Below are 19,707 nucleotides of genomic sequence, written 5' to 3' on the forward strand. Positions count from 1 at the left end.
ATCGTATGCCGAGTTTGCGCGCGAAATTCGGGAACATCAGGACATCGACCTGGCAGTCGTGCAGGTGTCGGCTCCTGACGATTCGGGATGGTGTTCGCTCGGCCCTGCCGTTGAATTCACACCACTGGTACTCAGCAAAAGCAAACGCCGACTAGGATTAATCAATCGCAAAACGCCACGATTGCCCGGATCGGTCAGCATACCTTATGCGAGTTTCGACTATGTTTGCGAGATCGACTCTGCATTGCCGGTTTACAACGATACTCCCGATAGCCGTACTGAAACGATTGCTCGACATGTTTCTCCGCTGATAAACGACGGGAGCGTCTTGCAAGTAGGACTTGGAAAGGCTCCAACGGCTCTGATGCGGTTGTTGAGCGATAGACGGAATCTGCGATTGCACTCTGGAATGCTCTCCGATGGACTGCTCAACCTAGCGGAGGCGGGCGCACTTGACATGCAATACACTCACACGACATGTGTCATTGTAGGAAGTACCGAGTTATATACGCGTGTTCAAGATTTTATGCCACTCCGTATCGCAGGTTGCGATGTTACACATGCACCCAATACCCTGTTGAGTTTGCGTAATTTTGTTGCAGTCAATTCCGCTATCGAAGTCGATCTTTTCGGCCAATGCAATCTCGAGCACGTGAATGGCGCCGCCGTTAGCGGCGCTGGTGGAGCACCTGACTTCGCACGCGCCGCACGCCTCACTGAAGGCGGATGCAGCATCGTAGCCCTCACGGCGCGACACGGAAATGGATCTCGCATAGTCCCGCGCCTTTCTAGTCCGGCAGTTGCCTCGCTATCTCGCATCGACGTCGACTATATCGTCACCGAATTCGGGATTGCCAAATTGACCGGAGCAAGTGTTCACGAACGTGCTGAGGCCATCATCGGAGTCGCCGCCCCGGAATTCCATGATGAACTATATGAAGCATGGAGGGCCATCGCCACTCATCTTTAATCCCATCGAAAGCGACTTGCAATAGTTAAATAAACCCGGCGCATTGTGCGCACCAATATTTATTATCTCGGAGAATCATTCATGAATCTGCTTGCGGAAAAAGTAATTGTTGTGACTGGTGCTGGCGCCGGCGTCGGCAAGGCAATCGCAGTCGAGGCCGCACGCCAAGGCGCGAAGGTGATCGTGAACGATCTCGGCGTCAATATTGACGGTTCGGGTGCCAGCAATGGTCCCGCTCAACAAACCGTCGACGAAATTATTGCGGCGGGTGGTTCGGCTTCGGCAAATACCGACAGTGTTGCAGACTGGGGGGCCGCCCAAAAAATCATCCAGCAGGCATTGGATCTCTACGGAAGAATTGACGGTGTGGTAAACAATGCCGGAAACCTTCGGGACATCATCTTTCATAAGATGAGCGAAGAGGAGTTCGATTCTGTTATAAACGTCCACCTCAAGGGCAGCTGGAACATCTCGCGTGCGGCAGCTCCACACTTCAAACAGCAGGAAAGCGGCGCGATGGTGCACATGACGTCGACTTCTGGTCTGATTGGAAACTTCGGGCAAGTAAATTATTGCGCCGCCAAAATGGGTATTGTGGGCATGTCCAAGGCGATTTCATTGGACATGGAACGATTTAAGGTCCGTTCGAATTGTATCGCACCGTTTGCGTTTACCCGCATGGTCGGAACGATCCCCACTGATACCCCGGAAGGTGAGGCCCGCATGAAAATTAACATGCGCCTCGAGGCTGCGAAGATCGCACCTTTTACTCTTGCCCTGCTTAGTGACGGGGCGAAGCACGTAACCGGGCAAATTTTCGGCGTTCGCAATAACGAAGTTTATCTCTTTTCTCAACCGAGACCCATCCGTAGCGCGCACGCGAGCGAAGGATGGACTGTGCAGTCCTGCATTGACCGTGCGATCCCAATGCTTCAGGGTTCCTTCTTCCCACTCGATAAGTCCCGCGACGTGTTCACCTGGGATCCGGTTTGAGGTTAAGCGATGAATCTCGAAAAAGTTCTGTCAAAACAGTTTCCCGCTCTTGAACACCAGCTGACTCCGCTGGATTGCATGTTGTATGCGCTCGGCGTCGGGATTGGTGATCGGCCGCAGGCGGACGACGACCTGCAGTTCGTCTACGAAGATGGGCTCAAGGTTTTCCCTTCCATGGTCAATGTGATATCCCATCCAGGCCCTTGGATCACGGAGCCCGAACTTGGCATCGACTGGGTCAAAATTCTACACGGTGAGCAATCGTTCGCGCTTCATGCGTCGCTCGTTCCGGGGCGAACTTACATCGGGTCTTACCGCGTTGCTGATGTCATCGACAAAGGTGTCGGCAAAGGTGCAATGCTGTATCTCGAGAAAACGCTAAGGGACGGGACGTCGAACGAAATCGTCAGCACGGTAACTTCCACCTATATCCTTCGCGGCGATGGGGGATGCGGTGGCACGCGCGATGTGCCTCCTCCTTTGCACACGGTTCCGGACAGGCCAGCGGATTGCACCGTTAGCCTGCCCGTTCTTCCACAGGCGGGATTGATCTATCGGTTATCTGGCGACCACAACCCGATTCATGCATCTCCCGCTATCGCCCGCCAGGCAGGGTTTGAACAGCCGATTCTTCACGGACTCTGTACGATGGGCGTGGCCACGCGCGCTATCATTCAGGGTGGCTGTAATGACGATCCGGAACGGTTGCGTTCGGTCAAGCTCCGGTTCTCTGCACCGGTTTATCCCGGCGAAACACTGCTTACCGAGCTCTGGCGAGAGTGCAACGGCGTGAGCTTCCGCACGACGGCGGTGGAGCGGAATGTTACCGTTCTTAACAACGGTTATGCGGAGATTGATCCCGATTGACGGTAGCAGGCCGAGGCCAACCACAGGGTTCTCCGCAAAGAGAACACGCGCCAGACCCTCGGTCTGGCGCGTAGCGTTTCGGATGCTCAGTCGATGGCCATTACCCTCTCATACAAGGCGACCACGTATGGATGTGAGCATGAATTCAACGCCTCCAATCGCTCTGTATGCTACGGTGCCATTTAGTTTTGGGTATATTTTTTGTTCTTGATCGCGGGTGTGGCGACCGGCGCCGATGCCCCAATATAAGCGAAACTATCTGTGTACGTTCGCGAGCATCTGACAGCGCGTACGTACTTCATCAAGTCGACATTCTTTGGATGCGTGAGTCTATGGCGAATATTCTGGTTACCGGCGCCGCTCGTGGCATTGGCCGTTCCGTTGTGGAGCGCGCGCTGGCACGCGGCGACACGGTGTATGCGATGGTCAGAAAGACGACCGACATTCACAACTTCCCGCCGGTAAAGGAACTGCATGTCGTCCAGATGAACGTCGCCAATACTGACTCGGTGGCGGAAGGTTTCGACGAAGTTGATCGCCTTCTAAATGGTGCAAAATTGAATGGCATCGTGCACTGTGCTGCCATCTCCATGCCTGGAGCAATAGAACTCACGGCCGATAGTGAATTCGAGTCAATTCTCAATACCAATGCGATGGGTAGTTTGAGAATCCTCAGGGCCGCCATTCCACGTCTGCGGGGCCATAATGGCCGCCTGGTTCTCGTTACGTCATTGTGGGGCCAAGCGTCGGGCCCTCTTCTCGGCGCCTATTGCGCATCCAAGCATGCGATCGAATCGATGGCTGATACCGCGCGTCGCGAGACCGCTGGGATGAATCTCCACATTGTCGTCGCCGAACCAGGCGTAGTTTTGACCGATATGCTAACCAGCCAAGCTCCGGCCGTTCAACACTATCTGGATGCGATGTCCGCCAAAGAGCGTTCCCTGTATGGCGCGCTGTACAAACGTTACTTCCGAGTCGTGAGCAGCGCGGCTGGCATTACTGCGGAACGGTGCGCTGCTCATATTGACAGAGCCCTGTTTTCGCGTCGCCCGCCTACACGTTATCGTATTGGAAATGACTCCAAGATCGTTTGCCTTTTGAATTGGCTGCTACCCGACCGGTGGATGGATCGGATGATGGCGCTGTCCCTCAACAACAAACCGTTGCCGGCAGACCTCTCATGAAGTACTGCGTTGCTTCAGCGTAGCTCGTTACACAATGGCAGAGCGACTTTTCTGAAACGTAGATTAGTCCAGCTCAGAACCAGAGCCTTCCGGCTTCTTTCAATCCGTCGTTGTTGGCGTTAGCCCGCAACGACGGGCAACTTCGGTGCGTGTACCACCGCACCACGCGAAATGGTGAGGGATCTCGTTGTAGTGCCTCCTCCAGCCCTCCATCTTGCGCCGCGCACGAACCAACGAAAGTAACAGGGTGGCGTTCACACACACCTGACGCGGCTGGCCGTTGAAGGATTCACACGTGCATTGTCAACTGGCAGGACGTGACGGCCGACGTCGAACGTGACACGGTTCTTGTAGGCCCAACGATCCATCGCCTTCAAGATGAGTTGCGAACTAATGTCGACCTCACTCGAATACGGCAACCTGCGGCTCGCGCAGATGGGCACGAGCACCCGTCCTGGATGACATGCCGATCGCGCGTACTGGTGGCCGACCTGCCCACATACGGCTAAGAGGCGAAGCCGGAATGCGCTCGGTCAGCCTCGCGTCAATGCAAAACGGGGGTATCGCGTCATGCGTCGCGACGGCCTGCTGCTCGAGCGCAGACCTTATCATGCCCCCTCGACGCGTCGGCACGATGGCCGGTTTGCGGTGGACAGAAGCAACGTCAGTTGGCGCTCGGACGATTTCGAATTCTGCTGCGACCACGGTACCCCATTGCGCTTCGTCTTCGCACTGGACTGCTGCGACCGCGAGGCCATAAGCTGGGCCACGACCATGGGTGGTTACACCGGAGACATGGTGCGCGACGTGATGCTTCACGCAGTCGAAAATCGGCTTCTACGGCGCACTGCTAACTGACGGCGAAATCGAGTGGCCGCGCGACAACTGTTCCTGCTACATTGCCGACGAGACGCTGACGTTCTCGCGGGAAATCGGCTTGAAGCCGGTCACGACGCTCGTCAGAGGTCCGCAACGCAACGGAATGGCCGAGAGCTTCGTCAAAACGATGAAACGTGATTACGTTTCATGTATGCCCAAGCCCGACGCCAGAACGGCGCTGCCGAGCCTGGCCATCACATCCGACCACTACAACGAGAAGCATCCGCAAAGCGCGCTGAAATACCGTTCGCCACGCGGGATTCACCAGCCAGCAAACTCCAACCCAAGCGTGACCGCGTGCCCGGCCATACGGCGGCACGTCCGCATGCCTTCGTCAGACTCGCGCCGTAGCGTTGCAACATGTCATCGGCCAATTTGCATCGACGGCAGGGCTTTAAGGCTGCTTTTTCTCACATCCTGCAGCACTTTGCCTTGCCCAACTACAGGTCGGCCACCAGCGCCTTGAACTTGCGATTCTCTTTCTCCAGTCGGCGCAGGCGACGCAGTTCTGACGGCCCAAGTCGCCGATACTTCACCTGCCATACCTATAACGTCACCTCACTGATTCTCAACCTGAGACATACTTCCTCAACAGTTCATTGAAACTAGAGTTAATCGAGTTTCACGCCCTATTAATATATAATATCACCACGCCCAAGATGCTCACCACAAACACCCAAAAAAGGGTGCGCTCGACTCCAGCCGAGCCGAATATTATGGTACACAACAGTCCGAAACTTCCAATTCCTCCAAAGAAGATCAGGATGTCGCTACACGTGGGTGCTAGTAAGCCCCACAAAGAAGATGCGTTTTCGCCCGCCCCCGATACCCGCAATAAGGCACCCAGTAGGCCGATGCATGTCAAGACTACAAACAGTCGATATTCCGTCCCAGAATCTTCCATCGCCGCTCACCCTCTAAATTTAACGATTCCGCCTTATCTCTCACGGTCACTTCGACAAACAAAAAAATAGCGAATCACCTTTTATTTAATCGCACCCCAACTAACCAACCGATAAACACGGCACCAAAAACGCCCGTGACAACTACCAATTTTCGCCTTTTACCATAAACATAAACGGAAACCAAACTTCAAGAGCCATTGTTTTAGGTTCGAGTCAGCTTGTGGAACTCTTCGTGAATATCGGCTCGTCGTTCAAACCGGATGCGCAAACGGCGGGAACCGTGCAGCCATGCGCGAGTACGCTCGACAACCCAGCGCACCTTGCCGGAGCCGCTGCCGTGGGACTCGCCACGCACGGCAATGTAAGTCGTGATACCGGCTGCGTGTAGCGGCCGAGGCATTTGTCGTGAGCGTATGCGGGATAGGCGTAGACCCGACCGGGCTTGCGGAGTGGTCTCCCGCGTACGCCGTGCATGGCGGAATCGCATCTACCAGCAGAAGCCGTTGCGCGATGTCGTTGCGATTGGCGCCCGTCAGGATGACCATGGTCGGCATGCCGTTGGCGACGTGGTGTTTGGAACCGCAGCGCGCACGATCCATGGGGTTCGCACCGGTTCTTTTCCAGCCCACATCACGCGAACCGAAGAACTGTCGACAACGACACGTGCCATATCGAGTTGGCGACGACGGCGCAACTCCGCCAGCAGCGTCTCGTGGATGCGCTGCCAGACGCCCGCCTCTTGCCATGCAACCAACCGCTGGCAGCAGGCGGTGCCCGAGCCACAGCCCATTTCCTGCGGCAGCAGATTCCGGGCAATACCAGAGCGCAGTACGAATACGATGCCTGTCAACACCGCTCGGTCCGACGTCGAGTTGCGTCCTGCATATCGGTGGTTCCGCGACGCTCGCTTCGGCAGCAAAGATTGGACAAGTGGCCACAGCTCGTCGCCTATCAGTTCATGGCGCATCGCTTCCCGTCCGGCAAAACAAGATAGAAAGTTAACGCCCTTTCGAAAAATGCAAACAGACCCAATCCGAAATTTCACAACAGCTTCAGCGGATATTCGATTATGTCGTTAGACTCAGATCTGCATTCCGCCATCAACGGCGAGAGACTGGCCGGTAATAAAGCGTGCCCTGGAAGACAGCAAGAACAACACTGCATCTGCAATGTCCTCTGCATGGCCCATAGTGCGTAAAGGAATGGACTTGACGATCTGCGCAACAATTTCCGGTGTGAGTTCAGTTTCCATTACCTGTCGCCCCAGACCGGCGTCAATCCAGCCCGGCCCCACACAGTTGGCACGCACCCCATGGCGCCCTTCCTCTTTAGCGACGCCGCGCATCAACATCTCAATCGCCGCCTTAGGTGCGGCTGATTGGATGTCACGCGCCGGCACCCGTTCAACAGCGGAAGTGATCACGGCAACATATGCTCCGCGGACCCGACGAACATGCGGCAAGGTGGCACGCACAAGATTGAAACAACCATTGATATCGATCGCCATCACTCGCGCCCAGTCTTCAGGCCGGATGTCGCCGATCCACTCCATGTGCAGCCGTGGTCCCGAGGCGTAAACAACTGAATGCAAGTGCCCGTGTGTCGCGATCACACGGTCTACAAGGCTCTGTACATGCGCGGCATCCTCGATTGCCAGCGCCTCAGATTCGGCCTTCCTGCCAAGGGAGCGAATCTCCTTCACCACCTCATCAGCGGCGGCACTGTTCCGCCCATACGTGATCACCACATCCGAACCGGCGCGCGCCAACTCAAGAGCGATCGCGCGCCCAATACCACCGCTGCCCCCGGTAACCAGTGCGACCCCGCTTTCAAACCGCGGCTCTTCCGTCAACCAACTGCGGGTCATCATCGTTCCTCCTCTCCCTACCGTTCCAGTCCTAATTTTCGCCCAAAAGCAACGTTATGTTCACCGGCCAAGATAAACCGTTCGTTGCGATCTTCATCGTTCATGCACCTTTTGCGCACAAGATGAAATGGGGCGCAAATCAACAAGTTGCACCGCAGATCTCTTTACTTCGCCAACGTTCGGGTGATAGCACTCGACCTACTCCGCACCAAGGCATGACATCCGCAAGCGACCGATTTGATAATTGCACATATGATATTAATACATACAATATTTCGAGCATCAACTTCTGATTCCGACATCGTTCACATCTGAATCTGCCATCGCAAAAGCGGGAAAGCCGCGGGATGAGCCCATCCACGCGGCTCAATTGGTGAGAGATTTGCTCATCGGCCCCGGACGCAGATCAACATTCGCTGGCCGGGGCAGAGTCGAGAGAAAAAATTCCGATTCGATTAACGAATACCTTCGCCTGCAAGTGCATCCGGCGAAAAGAATGTCATCGACTTAGGAGCCTCTTCCTCCGCGCCATCTCCTTTCCGTCGTACCACGCAGGTGTTGTGGTAAGAACCAGACTGGAAGTCATATTCATGCGTGCAGTCTGCGAGGTTACCAACACCTCCATTTTTGTTGTAGACGCGGATATACGGCATCTGGGTGGCCCGATAGAGATGTCCGGAGGCATCGTAATCGTCAGAGGCTCCTGCCCCATACGTGTCCTCGTCGAGATAAATCGTCCGCTTCGGCATGATATGCCGATAGTCAGACTTCAGCGTGAGTTGAAGCACCCAAACGCGGTGTGGCTCCCAACGAATACAATCCGGATTCGGATAATTTTTCGTCAGCAGTTTTTCAGCAGAGCAGACCTTGTAGTCGTTGAGCTCATAATTGTTATACATGATGTACTTTTCTTGCTTCCCGACAAGTTTGATGTCGTAGCGATCCATTGCGCCGGTGAATATCCCACTTTGGTCCATGGTCGACACCCCGCCAGATGTCGGATTTGGCGTGTCGTAAGCAAGGTCGGGCGAAAGTTTAACGCGTCGCTGCCCAGGAAGATAAGAATAACTGCGGCGACCGATATTCAAGGAATCGAGCGCGTCGAGCATGAGGTATTTCGAACCAACAACGCGCGCCGGCGCAGTCTGGTCGAAGCGGATTACCCAGTAGAGCGACTTGTCATCTACGGGGGTGCTTCTGACCGGGTGGTAGAACGGCAACGCCTCGTGGATGTCGTTAACGCTGGTGAGGATCGGATCACCATCGGCTGGAACAAGGTACCCCGGTGCAACCATATGCCACCCTGGCATCGTGAAGCGAGTAAGGTGGTTCCACATCACCTCGTAGCCGGTTTTAGGAATCGGGAACGGCAACCCACCATAGCACCCCTTCAACACCAACTCATGATTCACGGTCGTGCAAGCCGTGGCATTTTTCATCGTATTGTCGAGCACGAATTTCGGATAATTGGCGACGCGGTGGCTCGGATATACATTCATCCGAAAGCTAGGGTATTTCCTCATCATAAGCTTCTGTGCCTCCGTCATCTTATCCGCGTACTGCGCCATATTCTGAGCGGTGATGGTGTACAGAGGCTTTTCATCCTTGAAGGGGCTGGGATACCGCATTGGCTCCTGCGGATCATAGTCTGCGGGCACTTTCAAGGGCTCCCCAGTCCACGCCGGTATCATTCCGTCTTTGCTTCCTGCCTTTTCTGCACCCCATGGCGTAAGCGTTGGGCCGTTCAGTTCCTTCGCCTCGTCGGCTGTTACTGCACCCAACGCGCTGCCGCACATCACCGCACCGAGCAAGAGTGAGGCCACACGAAATTTGCTGCTCATTTGACGTCTCCTCCAAGATGATTTCATATTCGCTCTGACTGATGTTGAGCGAAGCAAACAATCGACCACAACGCACCCTGATAGGGTCCTTCTTCTTATGCACTCAATTTCCACGACAAACACTCGAAACGCGCGGGCATCCAGGAGGTGCTGATGGCTCGCTCGGAACCGCGAGTTGCATCTCAAGCCCATACCAACCTCCGATCCTTCACACCAAAGTCCCACAATGCCCATCGCGACACGCACCGACGGTGCCGCCCAGATTCAGATATGCATGAATACTATATGCATTGATACCATAAGTAAACATGGCACCACCTCCGAGCCGGCGCCTATATCTGTCGGCAGCAACCAATTGAGAGCCAGCGGCGGCGTCTATCGAAGCGCTCCGGGAGTGGCCGCTTCATATCACGCGGTCGAAATTAATCGCTTCGCACTGCATAATTTTACGGCCAACGCCGAACGTTCCCGAACCTACCAACTGCTTCCGCGGGCGAGGAATTCGTTGCAACGACTACCGAACTCGCCCTTCGACACTCGACACCATCGTCGGTTCCGACGGCAAATATTCATACATCCGGGAAGCTCTGCGAAATTCGGGCGATAGGGATCATTCCCTCGCGTGGCCTAAACTGAAAGTACCATTTGCGCAGACATGTTCCCGGTCTTGCCTAACAGGCCCAAAGTCCTGACGACTTACGCGGTGCCACTTTCGCGAAGCCGTCGCTTAACGGCCTGACGCTCGAGAAAGGTGCGCACCATTGTCTTATGCTCGGAACCGGTAAACAGAATGCTGTTGGCGATGCGCTCGACGTTGCGCGCTTGATCGCGCGAAAGGTCTTGGGACAACTCGATTGCCAGCTTGGCCAACCCCATCATCTCCTGCGGCTGCGCCGCCAGCTTGCGGCAAAACGCGCGAACCTCGCTGTCGAATACAGTGTCGTCATACACCCTGTGGACGAAACCCATCGTCACTGCCTCATCCGCGCTGACGCGCTCACCAGCAATCACCAGCCAGCGGGCCCAGTGTGGGCCGGCGATGCGTGTAAGGCGGCTCACACCACCCGAGCCGGGCAAGGCCCCGATGTCGATCTCAGGCAGGCGATAGGTCGCACTGCGCGCGGCAAGGCGGAAGTCGCACGACAGACTCATCTCGAGCCCGCCGCCGAAGCAATGTCCCTGATGCGCCGCAACAATCGGCTTCTCGATCGCCTCGATGTCGTCGAACAAACGGTGGTAGCTGTCGCGATACCAGCGCCGCCCTTCAAGCGTACTGCTACCCTCCGGCGGGGAAATCTCAGCCGTAACCTCGAGACCGGAAGTGAAGTAGGAGCCGTTGGCCGCGAGCAGCATGACGCGAAGCGCCGGTGTCGCAGCAAAGCGCGTTACTGCCTCCCGCAATCGCTGTAGCATTGCTGGGGTGATAGCGTTAAGTTTGTCGGGACGGTTAAAGCGCAACTCGAGGACGCCGTCCTCCTCGCGCTCGATGATATGGTCGGTCATGCGGTCTCCGTGTGGGGCGGCAATGCCCCTGGGGTGAAGGTGTAATACCGGTTCAGCGCGCGTCGACTGCTACGCGGTCACGGCTTGGCTGTACACCGAAGCGCGCCTTGTACGCGCGACAGAAATTGGGGAGATCAGTGAAGCCCCAGCTGTATGCCACCAGCGCGACGGGCTGACCCTGCAGCGCCTTGTTTCGAAGCGCCTCGCGACAACGCAGCAAGCGCAGTTCCCGAATCACGTCGCGCACGGTCTGTCCGCGTTCGGCGAACACGGTCTGCATGTAGCGCTTGGACACTCGGCAATGCGATGCGACTGCTTCCGTGTCAAGGTCGACGTCCGACAGGTGCGCCTCGATGTACTCCGCGGCCTGACGCGCAATGCGCTGATGGGCTTGCATCGTGGCGGACGCCGGAGGGGCCAGCTTGTCCGGCAGATCTCCAATGGCATTGGTCACCGCCGTGACCAGCATGGTGGCCAGACCATGCACTTCGTGTGGCGCTATCCATCTACCCTCTTCGATGGCCATCTGACACACGCGGCGCAGCATGCTCCCGGTCCCGGGTTTCAAGGGCAGTGCCTGTCCGCACACCATCTCGACGTTCGCAATATGCTGTCTGAGCATCGAACCACCGATGCGCAAGTGCAGCGCCGAAAATACCTCGCCATCGTGCAGACTGCGCACGGATGCGCGAAACGGCCTCGACGTCGCCAGCAGACAAAAGGCGCCCGCCGAGAGAGCCTGCGACGCCTCGCCTTGCTGCATGTCGATACGCGCACGCAGTGGAATGGTCAGAAGAAAGTCATCTCGCCTGTCCGCCAACACGTGGCTGGACGGTCGGTCGCCGCGGTGATAGCCAACACCCTCATAGCACGACACATCGACCGCTCCGAGTTGCACGCCCCGGTAACCGGTGACACGCGAGTGCCGATCCACAGAGTAATCGACCCTGCAATGCACCGGTGAATGCGCGAACGCTGCCTCGACCACCTCAGGGTCAAAGCCATTTGACGCAGAACCGGGGCTGCTTGCGACCAGATCGAAATGCATTTGAACGGTATGTTTTCGTACTCGGAAAAATCATTCTGAGAGACAGCAGGATATTTTTGATTTGGGGAAAACACCAACTCATCGACGTTCGCCCAATGACAACAATCGATGCGCTGGCCAACAAAACACCCGAGAATTAATTCGGATAATGAGTGGACTGTTTTTTCCATTCATATCGTCATGTCCGATCCGCTCACACGACAAGTTCTGCGTGCCGCGCTTTTTGACCTCCCCTGCATTGTAACCACCAACGTTTCCGGGTCTCGTGCAACCGCTACGCCGAGCATGGCCACACAACTCTACCCGCACATTGACGAGACCTGGCACTAGAGTGGCTCGGCATGCGCGAGCTGCCCAGACATGCAGCAACATACAAACGTCGGCGTCTGTCACTGGGGAAACCTCCTATGCACGCAATATTGCCTGGCAGAAAGTACAGGTACTATTACGTACTGCATCAAGTTGGGTGCGGCTGGTTCAATGGGGAGACACCAATTGCCCCCAAAAACTACTTGTCGAACACCCGTGTGTTGCTCATGCAGTCATTGGGCGCGTCATTCGCGCCGGTGGCTCCGCGCGGTCAAGCTCATATCCATTGAGACGAAAAGCCCGCATGTTTGCGCGCCGCCAGCAACCACGTGATACGAATGCATCACCCACTAGCAGGAAAAGAATGCGGAGAGCCTGACCCGAGATGCCTCGGTTTGGTCAGACAACATAGGCTCACCTGCCTCGTTGTATTTTGCGTATCGAACCGCCCGGAAGCCCCGGCCGGTTGATCAAACATCACAAGGGTCCAGCATGGAACGAAATCAAATACCGTTGGCGCCAGTCGACATGGTTATGCCCCCCATCTACCACTGGGTTCTAATAGCCAGTTTTGCCATGCTGCTTGGCGTCTCAATCTGGATTCTTAAGGAAGTCCAACGCACCCGGAGCGCGATTCCGGCGCTTATCGTGGTGGGTGCAGCAGTCGCCTCATTGACGGAGTGCCTCTGGGACATCCAGGGGGCCATTTGGTATCCCCAGTTCGGACACACCCCGCTGTATCGCATTTTCAACATATCCGTCCCTTTGTGGGATCTCCCGGGATACGCGTGCTACCTCGGCGGTCAGGGCTATTGGTTCTACCGGCGGCTCCGCAAGGGCATGACCACCTCGACGTTCTGGCGGTTCTACGTATTCTGCTGGCTAACCGACATCGCACTGGAAGTACCGGTCCTGCAGCTGGGCATATACGTGTATTACGGTCCGCAGCCCTTCAATTTCCTTGGGCTTCCGCTGTGGCAGGCCATGGGAAATTCGCTCATTCCCATCTTCATCGGTTCGGCGATCTACTCCTGGCGCGAGATGTTGACGGGAGTCAAGGTGTTGCTCGTCATACCCTTGGTGATAACTTCGCTCGTCTTCGCGCTAACTGGAGTCGGTTGGCCGGTTTGGTTGGCGATGAACTCCGGTGGCGGCTACGCGGCAACCTACCCCGCCGCTGCAATTGCCATGGCGTTATCGCTGCTGCTCGCGTATATGGTTAGCGGGAAGGTATGCAGCCTATCGCCGCAAATCAGTACAAACTTGGCTGCACGCACCGATTAATTCATCGAATCATATGAATTTCCTCGGATACATCGAATTGGATCGACATACTCGAAGTTCAATGATAGGTGTCTGGCGAACCCCGTCCTGTGGTTACGCCTGCGCCAGCTTCCAGTGCTGAGGCTAAAGTTCGAGATGAGCGACCGGCCGGGTAGGCAGCCGCTCGAGTACGTCGTTGAGATGGATGCGCATTTCGGTGAACGTGACTGTTCATTTCGGCCAACTGAACCAAGGTCATGACCGCGGCAGCGCGACAACCGGCGCCCAATGAGCCCGCGAACAACAAGTTGCGGCGCTTATGCTCAGACCAGCATCAGCGCCTGAGTGGCCCGTTCGCCGGTGCGGAGTTGGGTGGGCGAGCGTGCTGCCACGATCTATAGCCTGATCGGCACGGCCAAGCTCAACCGTATCGATCCAGAAGCATATCTGCGCGCCGTGCTCACGCGCATTGCAGAACATCTGATCAACCGCGCCCCCGAACTCAAACCCTAGGCTGTCGCCGATCAGCTCGCCACTGCATAAACGCCAACACAGTACCGATGGCTCCGGCGGCACGCTTACGCAGATCTAACGCGAAGCCGTGTTGCTTCGTTGGGAGCCTCTCGAGCTCCTCAACGAGTGAAGCGCCGCGCAATGCCCAGGGCGTGGCGCCCGCGTCATCCACAATGGTCGGAGCTGACGATCGCAGACGCACTGCAGGACGAGCGCACGCGGCTGACGGCCCATCCGCGTCCGTTCGACCGCTACGTCAAGCAGACGCTATGCGTGTCCTCGACCAGTCCGATCCACTTCCGGCGCAAGCGCTACAGCGTGCCCACCGAGTAGACGAATGAACTGAACTTGCAAGCCTGCGCTGCTATCCGGCGTATCTGAACGTCGTCGCTGCCGATCGCGAGATCGCCCCCCCACGAACGCAGCTTTGGACGGCACACGATGTTTTACGATTGGCGTATTGCATCACGCTGGCCGAGCACAAGCCCGGCGCGCCGCGAAATGGCGCACTGTTCGCGACGCCGTCGCCGCTTCAAAACCTGCAGCGGCATCTGCTGAGGCACCTAGGTGGCGACAGGGTGATGACGTAGGTGGTCGCGGTGGTGTATGAGCGCGGTCTGGATTCACGTACTGTTTGCGGTCCAGGTTGCACTCGATTTCGGCGCGCTAGCGGTGAGCACGTGCTCAATATTCTCCGCCGCCTAAACGCACCAGTGGAAATGCGTGCAGTGACGGTAACGAAGTTGCTGTTGACCGAGGAACCTACCGCAGACAGCTCGCGCCACGGAGCCAGAGTCCTGTCCTGCAGGAGGATCCCCTTGTCTAACGACATCATCGCCCAAATCAACGGAACCAATCAGTCCTGGCGCTTCAAGATCAGTTCACCAAAAACACGTACGACGAGAAAGAATGCTGCAAGCGGAGCAAACATCGAGGGATTATCTATAAGGTAAAAGACATACTACTCTGTCTTAGAGGGGACAAATTTGAATGAAAACCGTGAGTCAAAATCCGATGATCGCCAACAATCCAACCCGAAATGGTGTAGATTTCCGCGCAGTGCAGTTGTCGATGGTCCATATTAGATTCACCGAGGGAACGCTGATGAAATACCGGTATCGCGACGGGTTATCGCCCTTCGTCTCAGAGACAAGGCAAATCCCCAAATGGTGCTACTACGGGCGCGTGCGGTTGACGTAACCGGCGTTGGTGGCGCGCTTTATCCTGCGCTCAAGCACAGTGCAGTCAAAGTCGCGTGCTGCGTCCTTTGGGGGCCGCGCTCCCCGAAGGGCGCGCGGCAACCCAAGTTGCACCGCAGGGTAACGTCAGAAGCCAGCTAGCGGCTCCTCTGCGCCCCCTTTTCAAGCAAGGACTGCAACACGTCTCAAGTGACCTAAAGCAGGCGCCCCCTCAAAAGGGCGAGGTGACATCTCACCCTTTCGGCGTGCAACTTATGATCTGGTTACTTCCGTGATTTCCATGTACCGCATCATTGGAATGAAATAACAAAACCATTGCGCCGATTCTATAAGAATGGAATCAGAATGACGTTTGCAAGGTCAATGAAACCCAGTTGCGGTCCCAGTATTTACCGAGAGTTGCATTGCTGTTACTCATGGCTCCGGCCGAATCATTGCTGTGCCTCGCAATGAATCCATTATATGCAACGCTAACTGTGTATTTTTTTCTTATATCGAATGACAATCCGACGCTATAGTTTCCCTGACCTTGATTGTCCCCGAATGGCACGGGTGAATTTCCATGCAATCCAATGCCAAAAAATATTGGCATACTTAAATCCACACCGTCGAGGACAGAATACCATACCGGAACGAACTGAATGTCGAGCGCAAATTCCTGTTTTGTCGGACAGCCATGATCAAGCGCGTTTCCAGCTGTGCTTGTACCAGCGCCGCAGTTTTGCGGTAAGCCCAAAAAAAGGTGGTAAGGATCGTGGGTGACCTTAAGCAAGTTTGAGTAGTTCAATTCAGCAGTTAGCGACGCTGAATCGAACAACGGCGTCTTGCCAAAATAGGAGATAGCATTGACCAGGGCGGTCATGATGTCGCCCTGCGGATGCCAGTCTCCACGCGAGGTATCCATGAATACCGGAGCAAAGGTATATGCCGCCAGCATCGCATTTCGTCGATAGGTAATATCCGCGCCAAACGAGATGCCTGCGATCTCCTTCGCCAAACTGAAGCCAATCAATTGCTGTCGCGGCTGCGTGTAGTCGAGCACCGCACTATTCGGACTATTCATGACAAGCTGCGGAAATTTATTCGTGTAGTCACGAAAATAAAAGCCCGCACTGCCGTCAAGCCATTCCGGTCGAAGCTTGAGCGCGATACCCCAATCACCCATTTCATTCTTTGGACGCTGCTGACCGTTGAACGCCACGCCCGGTCCGATGAACGGCAACAATGTTCCGCCGCCCAGAGTAAAAAAATCCCCAGGGCCAAAATAAGTTCCTCCGTCTGGTAACATCGACGGTTTCCAGCCGAAGAAATACTCACCCGCTAATGTTACGCGATCGGTCAGAGCAGCGGAGAACGAGATCTGATTCGTTGGCATGAAGAGTTGCTTAGCCTGACTGCCAGGAACTGTGAGTGCACTACGTATGTTGACTGGCCCCTGACCGTCAGCCACCCCGCCAACGAATGAAAAAATTGACTCACCCCAATAGAGGTTGTGCTGCCCAACCTTTATGTCAATTGGCACGTTTCCAGCATCGATTCGACCAAAGACAAATGCATCGAGGAGTTGAGCTGACGGCCCTCGGTTCCAGCGCTTGATGTAGTTCGTAGCCTGGTTATTAGGCAACTGGCCGAGACCCAACGATTCGAATACTGGATCCGGCGACGCGGAAGTGTTGTGATACGCCTCGTCATACCACGCATCGCCACTGACGCGAAAGCCCCAGTGGTTCTTGTAGATGACATCGAGTTCCGACAGATCGCTAATACGATTGGTAATAACGTCACCGGCTTTTCCAAACTTCCTATCGGAGGCCGAGGCGGTTGGATCACCTGCGCCTCGCCCGTCTCCGCAAATATTGGGGTCGCAGTTTGCCGCTCGAATGCCCAGGTTGTACTGGACGGTATTGTCCCAGCGTAACGAAATATCCGGATTGCCAGTATCGATCTCGAATGCTTTTGCGACGTCGGGGAGATAGCAAGCGGCCGCCAAAGCCGCAACAAGGCTTAGTTGCTTGAACGGCACACCAAGTGTCGTTTTTCTCTTCATCATTGATTGTCTCCTCAATCTACATATGTAAGTGCGTCTTTGGCCCCTCTCCGATCGCGTAAACTGGTCGACGGCTCACTGGCTTCGAAGTCGGAAGATGACTCTGAATGGGGTCTGTATTCCTCTGACTTAGGATGCCCCTTGGACGATGCTTAGACACTGAGAATCACTCTGCCAAACGTGATCGGCTCAATCTTGCCGCGCCAGAACTTATACATACAATCTCAATGCATACCATATTGATTCATCCGATTGTTCGTCGAGGCGTCGCTCACCTCGTAATCTAGCGTGACTCTGGAGGCGTCGCAAGCTCGCGCACCCTAGGTATTACACTAAGAGACGGTATTGATGCATACCATAAGACTGGTTTGTTGATCGGTTGCGTTGTTCGGGTAGTAGGTCAACTTGAAGGGTGCGGGTGGTCTCAGCCCGCTTATCCTGCGGTGTTTGGGAGGAAACAGGCCTGGCCCCCGCGATTCTGCTGGAGCAACGAGAACTGGCTTGCTTACGCGAGATGTCTGACTACGCGGTGCCCCGATTGCCGGCTCGCACCGTCGCTCGTCCGCGCGTTGACCCCACGATGTCGATCCAGCACCCGTTGTCCGTCTACCAGAAATTGCTGACCGAGGTGCGCGCATGAACCTGCAGCAGGGACGCATCGGCGGACACAGCCAGAGATTGAAGCTCGAGGGACTGCTGTAACGATACGTCGCTCTGGCGAGCGACGCCGCGGCCAAGCAATGGAGTTTCCTCGACTTCCTCGAGAACGCGCTCGCGCACGAACGAGAGACGAGGCAGGTTCGTTCACGGCAAACACTGGTGCGCATGGCGGGGTTCACCGCTATCAAGACGCTGGATGACTACAACTACATCCGCCACTCTCAGGCGATCAGCCCAGCCACTACTTCCAGATCGCCGCCAAGCGCTACGAACGAGGTTGAATGACCCTGACCAGCAACCTTACGTTTGCGCGGTGGGACGAAACCTTCGGACGCAACGCCACATTCACCGCAGCGATGCTCGACCGCATCCTGCACCATGCCCACATCATCCAGATCAAAGGAGACAGCTACAAACTGAAACAGCAACGCAAAGCCGGACACGTCCCGTCATCGAAAAAGGTAACGGCTGGCTCAGTTTTACTTTGCGCGATCAGGCGCGAAATGGGTCAGATTTCAAATGCGTTTGACAGGGATACTGGGGCGGTATTGGCTGCGATCGCCCGGGCACGACTGCGCTGCCGCCTGCCAGGCGATGCTCCGGTGTACCGCTGCTATGAGGCAGGCCGCGACAGCTTCTGGCTACACGACTGGATGGTCACACAGGGAATCGGCAATGTGGTGGTGGACTCGGCGTGCATCGAAGTGAACCGCCGAGCACGTCGTGCGAAAACGGATCGACTCGACAACAGCGACAAGCTGCTATTGTTGATGCAGTATCACTCCGGCGAGCGGCGCGTGTGGGGGGGCGCGCGGATCCCCACGCCCGAGCAAGAAGATGACTGGTGGCTACACCGCGAACTCGAGCGTCTGCAACAGGAGCGCACTGCAATCGGATCCGCTCATAGCTGGTCTTACACAACCTGCGGATCGAGCGCACTGGTGGGCGCTTCAGGCCGCGCTGTGCGTGGATCTTTAAAAAGGAACTGTTTGGCTGGCGGCGGTTCCACAACCGTCACGAAGTCGCGGGTTGTCTCGGCTTGGCTCCGACGCCTTACGCAAGCGGCACCAGTGAAGTCGAACAAGGCATCAGTAAGGCCGGCAACAAGCGGGCCCGATGGCTGATGATCGAACTCGCGTGGAGCTGGCTGCGCTTCCAGCCGGCAAGCCAGTTGAGTCAATGGTTCAATGCACGATTCGCCGGCGGCGGCAAGCGCTTTCGACGCATTGGCATTGTGGCGCTCGCGCACCGTCTGTCGATCGCCTTATCGCGCAATCTGGAGTATGGCGAGATTCCGATCGGTGCAAGACTGAAGCCGCATGACGGTGATGTGGCGATCACCTGAGGAGCAGTGACTGAGGGCGATGTTCAAGGTCAACGTGCCCGGAACACGCTCGGGCTATCCATCGGGGGCCGTTGCACTAGATGTGGTGCGCGTCGGTGACGGAGTGGTTCCAGCGCTTTGCGCATGCGGTATGAGGTGACCGGCCACGTGCGCCAGCACGGATAGAAGGTAGACCGGGCACTGGCCGGACATCCAACACTCCGACCTGAACATCATTGCAGTGTCGCGTTACGTAGTCGGGCCTGAATAATTCGTTTTGTGCGACTCTGGCTGTTATGCCGCGACGACGGTAGCCGTCGAGCGGTTGATCA

At 56.0% G+C, this 19,707-nt stretch carries 12 protein-coding genes and 8 pseudogenes; 12 read left to right on the plus strand and 8 right to left on the minus strand.

The features are described from left to right. From DIE23_RS37550 to DIE23_RS37565, 4 genes are all read left to right on the plus strand, one after another. The coding region (locus DIE23_RS37550) for an acetyl-CoA hydrolase/transferase C-terminal domain-containing protein (RefSeq protein WP_124617780.1) at positions 1–970 on the plus strand (970 nt) is incomplete at its 5' end. Positions 971–1,051: 81 nt separating this feature from the next. Beyond that, entirely contained in the window at positions 1,052–1,963 is a 912-nt protein-coding gene (locus DIE23_RS37555; RefSeq protein WP_124617782.1) for an SDR family NAD(P)-dependent oxidoreductase, read from the plus strand. 9 nt (positions 1,964–1,972) lie between these two features. Next, positions 1,973–2,830 carry a MaoC/PaaZ C-terminal domain-containing protein gene (locus DIE23_RS37560; RefSeq protein ID WP_124617784.1) on the plus strand — a complete coding sequence of 286 codons (858 nt, stop codon included), beginning with the start codon at positions 1,973–1,975 and terminating at the stop codon, positions 2,828–2,830. Between the two features lie 332 nt (positions 2,831–3,162). Continuing rightward, complete coding sequence (locus tag DIE23_RS37565; RefSeq protein ID WP_185646611.1) at positions 3,163–4,017, plus strand: SDR family NAD(P)-dependent oxidoreductase; 855 nt, start codon at positions 3,163–3,165, stop codon at positions 4,015–4,017. 99 nt (positions 4,018–4,116) lie between these two features. Here DIE23_RS37565 and DIE23_RS40950 read toward each other — a convergent pair. Further along, positions 4,117–4,302, minus strand: a pseudogene (locus tag DIE23_RS40950) (IS3 family transposase); the annotation flags it as partial. A gap of 194 nt (positions 4,303–4,496) precedes the next feature. Between DIE23_RS40950 and DIE23_RS40610 the strand changes: the two are divergent. Beyond that, a pseudogene (locus DIE23_RS40610) lies at positions 4,497–5,179 on the plus strand (integrase core domain-containing protein); the annotation flags it as partial. An 824-nt stretch (positions 5,180–6,003) separates the two neighbouring features. Here the strand turns inward: DIE23_RS40610 and DIE23_RS37580 are convergent. From DIE23_RS37580 to DIE23_RS37600, 5 genes and pseudogenes are all read right to left on the minus strand, one after another. Further along, a pseudogene (locus tag DIE23_RS37580) lies at positions 6,004–6,768 on the minus strand (IS5 family transposase). A gap of 114 nt (positions 6,769–6,882) precedes the next feature. After that, complete coding sequence (locus DIE23_RS37585; RefSeq protein WP_124617792.1) at positions 6,883–7,671, minus strand: SDR family NAD(P)-dependent oxidoreductase; 789 nt, start codon at positions 7,669–7,671, stop codon at positions 6,883–6,885. 452 nt (positions 7,672–8,123) lie between these two features. Continuing rightward, the gene (locus DIE23_RS37590) at positions 8,124–9,509 is read right to left on the minus strand and encodes a DUF1329 domain-containing protein (RefSeq protein WP_124617794.1); all 1,386 of its coding nucleotides are present in this window, start codon (positions 9,507–9,509) and stop codon (positions 8,124–8,126) included. 696 nt (positions 9,510–10,205) lie between these two features. Continuing rightward, the gene (locus tag DIE23_RS37595; RefSeq protein WP_124617796.1) at positions 10,206–11,012 is read right to left on the minus strand and encodes an enoyl-CoA hydratase/isomerase family protein; all 807 of its coding nucleotides are present in this window, start codon (positions 11,010–11,012) and stop codon (positions 10,206–10,208) included. Positions 11,013–11,064: 52 nt separating this feature from the next. After that, complete coding sequence (locus DIE23_RS37600) at positions 11,065–12,060, minus strand: helix-turn-helix domain-containing protein (protein ID WP_124617798.1); 996 nt, start codon at positions 12,058–12,060, stop codon at positions 11,065–11,067. A gap of 801 nt (positions 12,061–12,861) precedes the next feature. Here DIE23_RS37600 and DIE23_RS37605 point away from each other — a divergent pair. Beyond that, positions 12,862–13,653: a hypothetical protein gene (locus DIE23_RS37605; RefSeq protein WP_124617800.1), complete on the plus strand. Its 792-nt coding sequence runs from the start codon at positions 12,862–12,864 to the stop codon at positions 13,651–13,653. A gap of 123 nt (positions 13,654–13,776) precedes the next feature. On the opposite strand, the pseudogene DIE23_RS40955 reads toward DIE23_RS37605, so the two are convergent. Beyond that, positions 13,777–13,948: pseudogene (locus tag DIE23_RS40955) on the minus strand (IS66 family transposase); the annotation flags it as partial. A 37-nt stretch (positions 13,949–13,985) separates the two neighbouring features. Between DIE23_RS40955 and DIE23_RS37610 the strand changes: the two are divergent. Then, positions 13,986–14,145, plus strand: a pseudogene (locus DIE23_RS37610) (transposase domain-containing protein); the annotation flags it as partial. Positions 14,146–14,286: 141 nt separating this feature from the next. Continuing rightward, entirely contained in the window at positions 14,287–14,478 is a 192-nt protein-coding gene (locus DIE23_RS37615) for a hypothetical protein (protein ID WP_124617802.1), read from the plus strand. A gap of 1,206 nt (positions 14,479–15,684) precedes the next feature. Here the strand turns inward: DIE23_RS37615 and DIE23_RS37620 are convergent. Next, complete coding sequence (locus tag DIE23_RS37620; RefSeq protein ID WP_124617804.1) at positions 15,685–17,394, minus strand: DUF1302 domain-containing protein; 1,710 nt, start codon at positions 17,392–17,394, stop codon at positions 15,685–15,687. 454 nt (positions 17,395–17,848) lie between these two features. On the opposite strand from DIE23_RS37620, the pseudogene DIE23_RS40615 reads away from it, so the two are divergent. The 4 genes and pseudogenes from DIE23_RS40615 to DIE23_RS40965 form a co-directional block, all read left to right on the plus strand. Continuing rightward, positions 17,849–18,031 (plus strand): annotated as a pseudogene (locus tag DIE23_RS40615) (IS21 family transposase); the annotation flags it as partial. Continuing rightward, a pseudogene (locus DIE23_RS37630) lies at positions 18,028–18,518 on the plus strand (ATP-binding protein); the annotation flags it as partial. The pseudogenes DIE23_RS40615 and DIE23_RS37630, both read left to right, overlap by 4 nt. 518 nt (positions 18,519–19,036) lie before the next feature. Then, positions 19,037–19,159, plus strand: a pseudogene (locus DIE23_RS40960) (transposase); the annotation flags it as partial. A 15-nt stretch (positions 19,160–19,174) separates the two neighbouring features. After that, entirely contained in the window at positions 19,175–19,396 is a 222-nt protein-coding gene (locus DIE23_RS40965) for a hypothetical protein (RefSeq protein WP_409364278.1), read from the plus strand. Positions 19,397–19,707: the final 311 nt, after the last annotated feature.

This window comes from Burkholderia sp. Bp9143 (genome assembly GCF_003853645.1).
Taxonomy (GTDB): Bacteria; Pseudomonadota; Gammaproteobacteria; order Burkholderiales; family Burkholderiaceae; genus Burkholderia.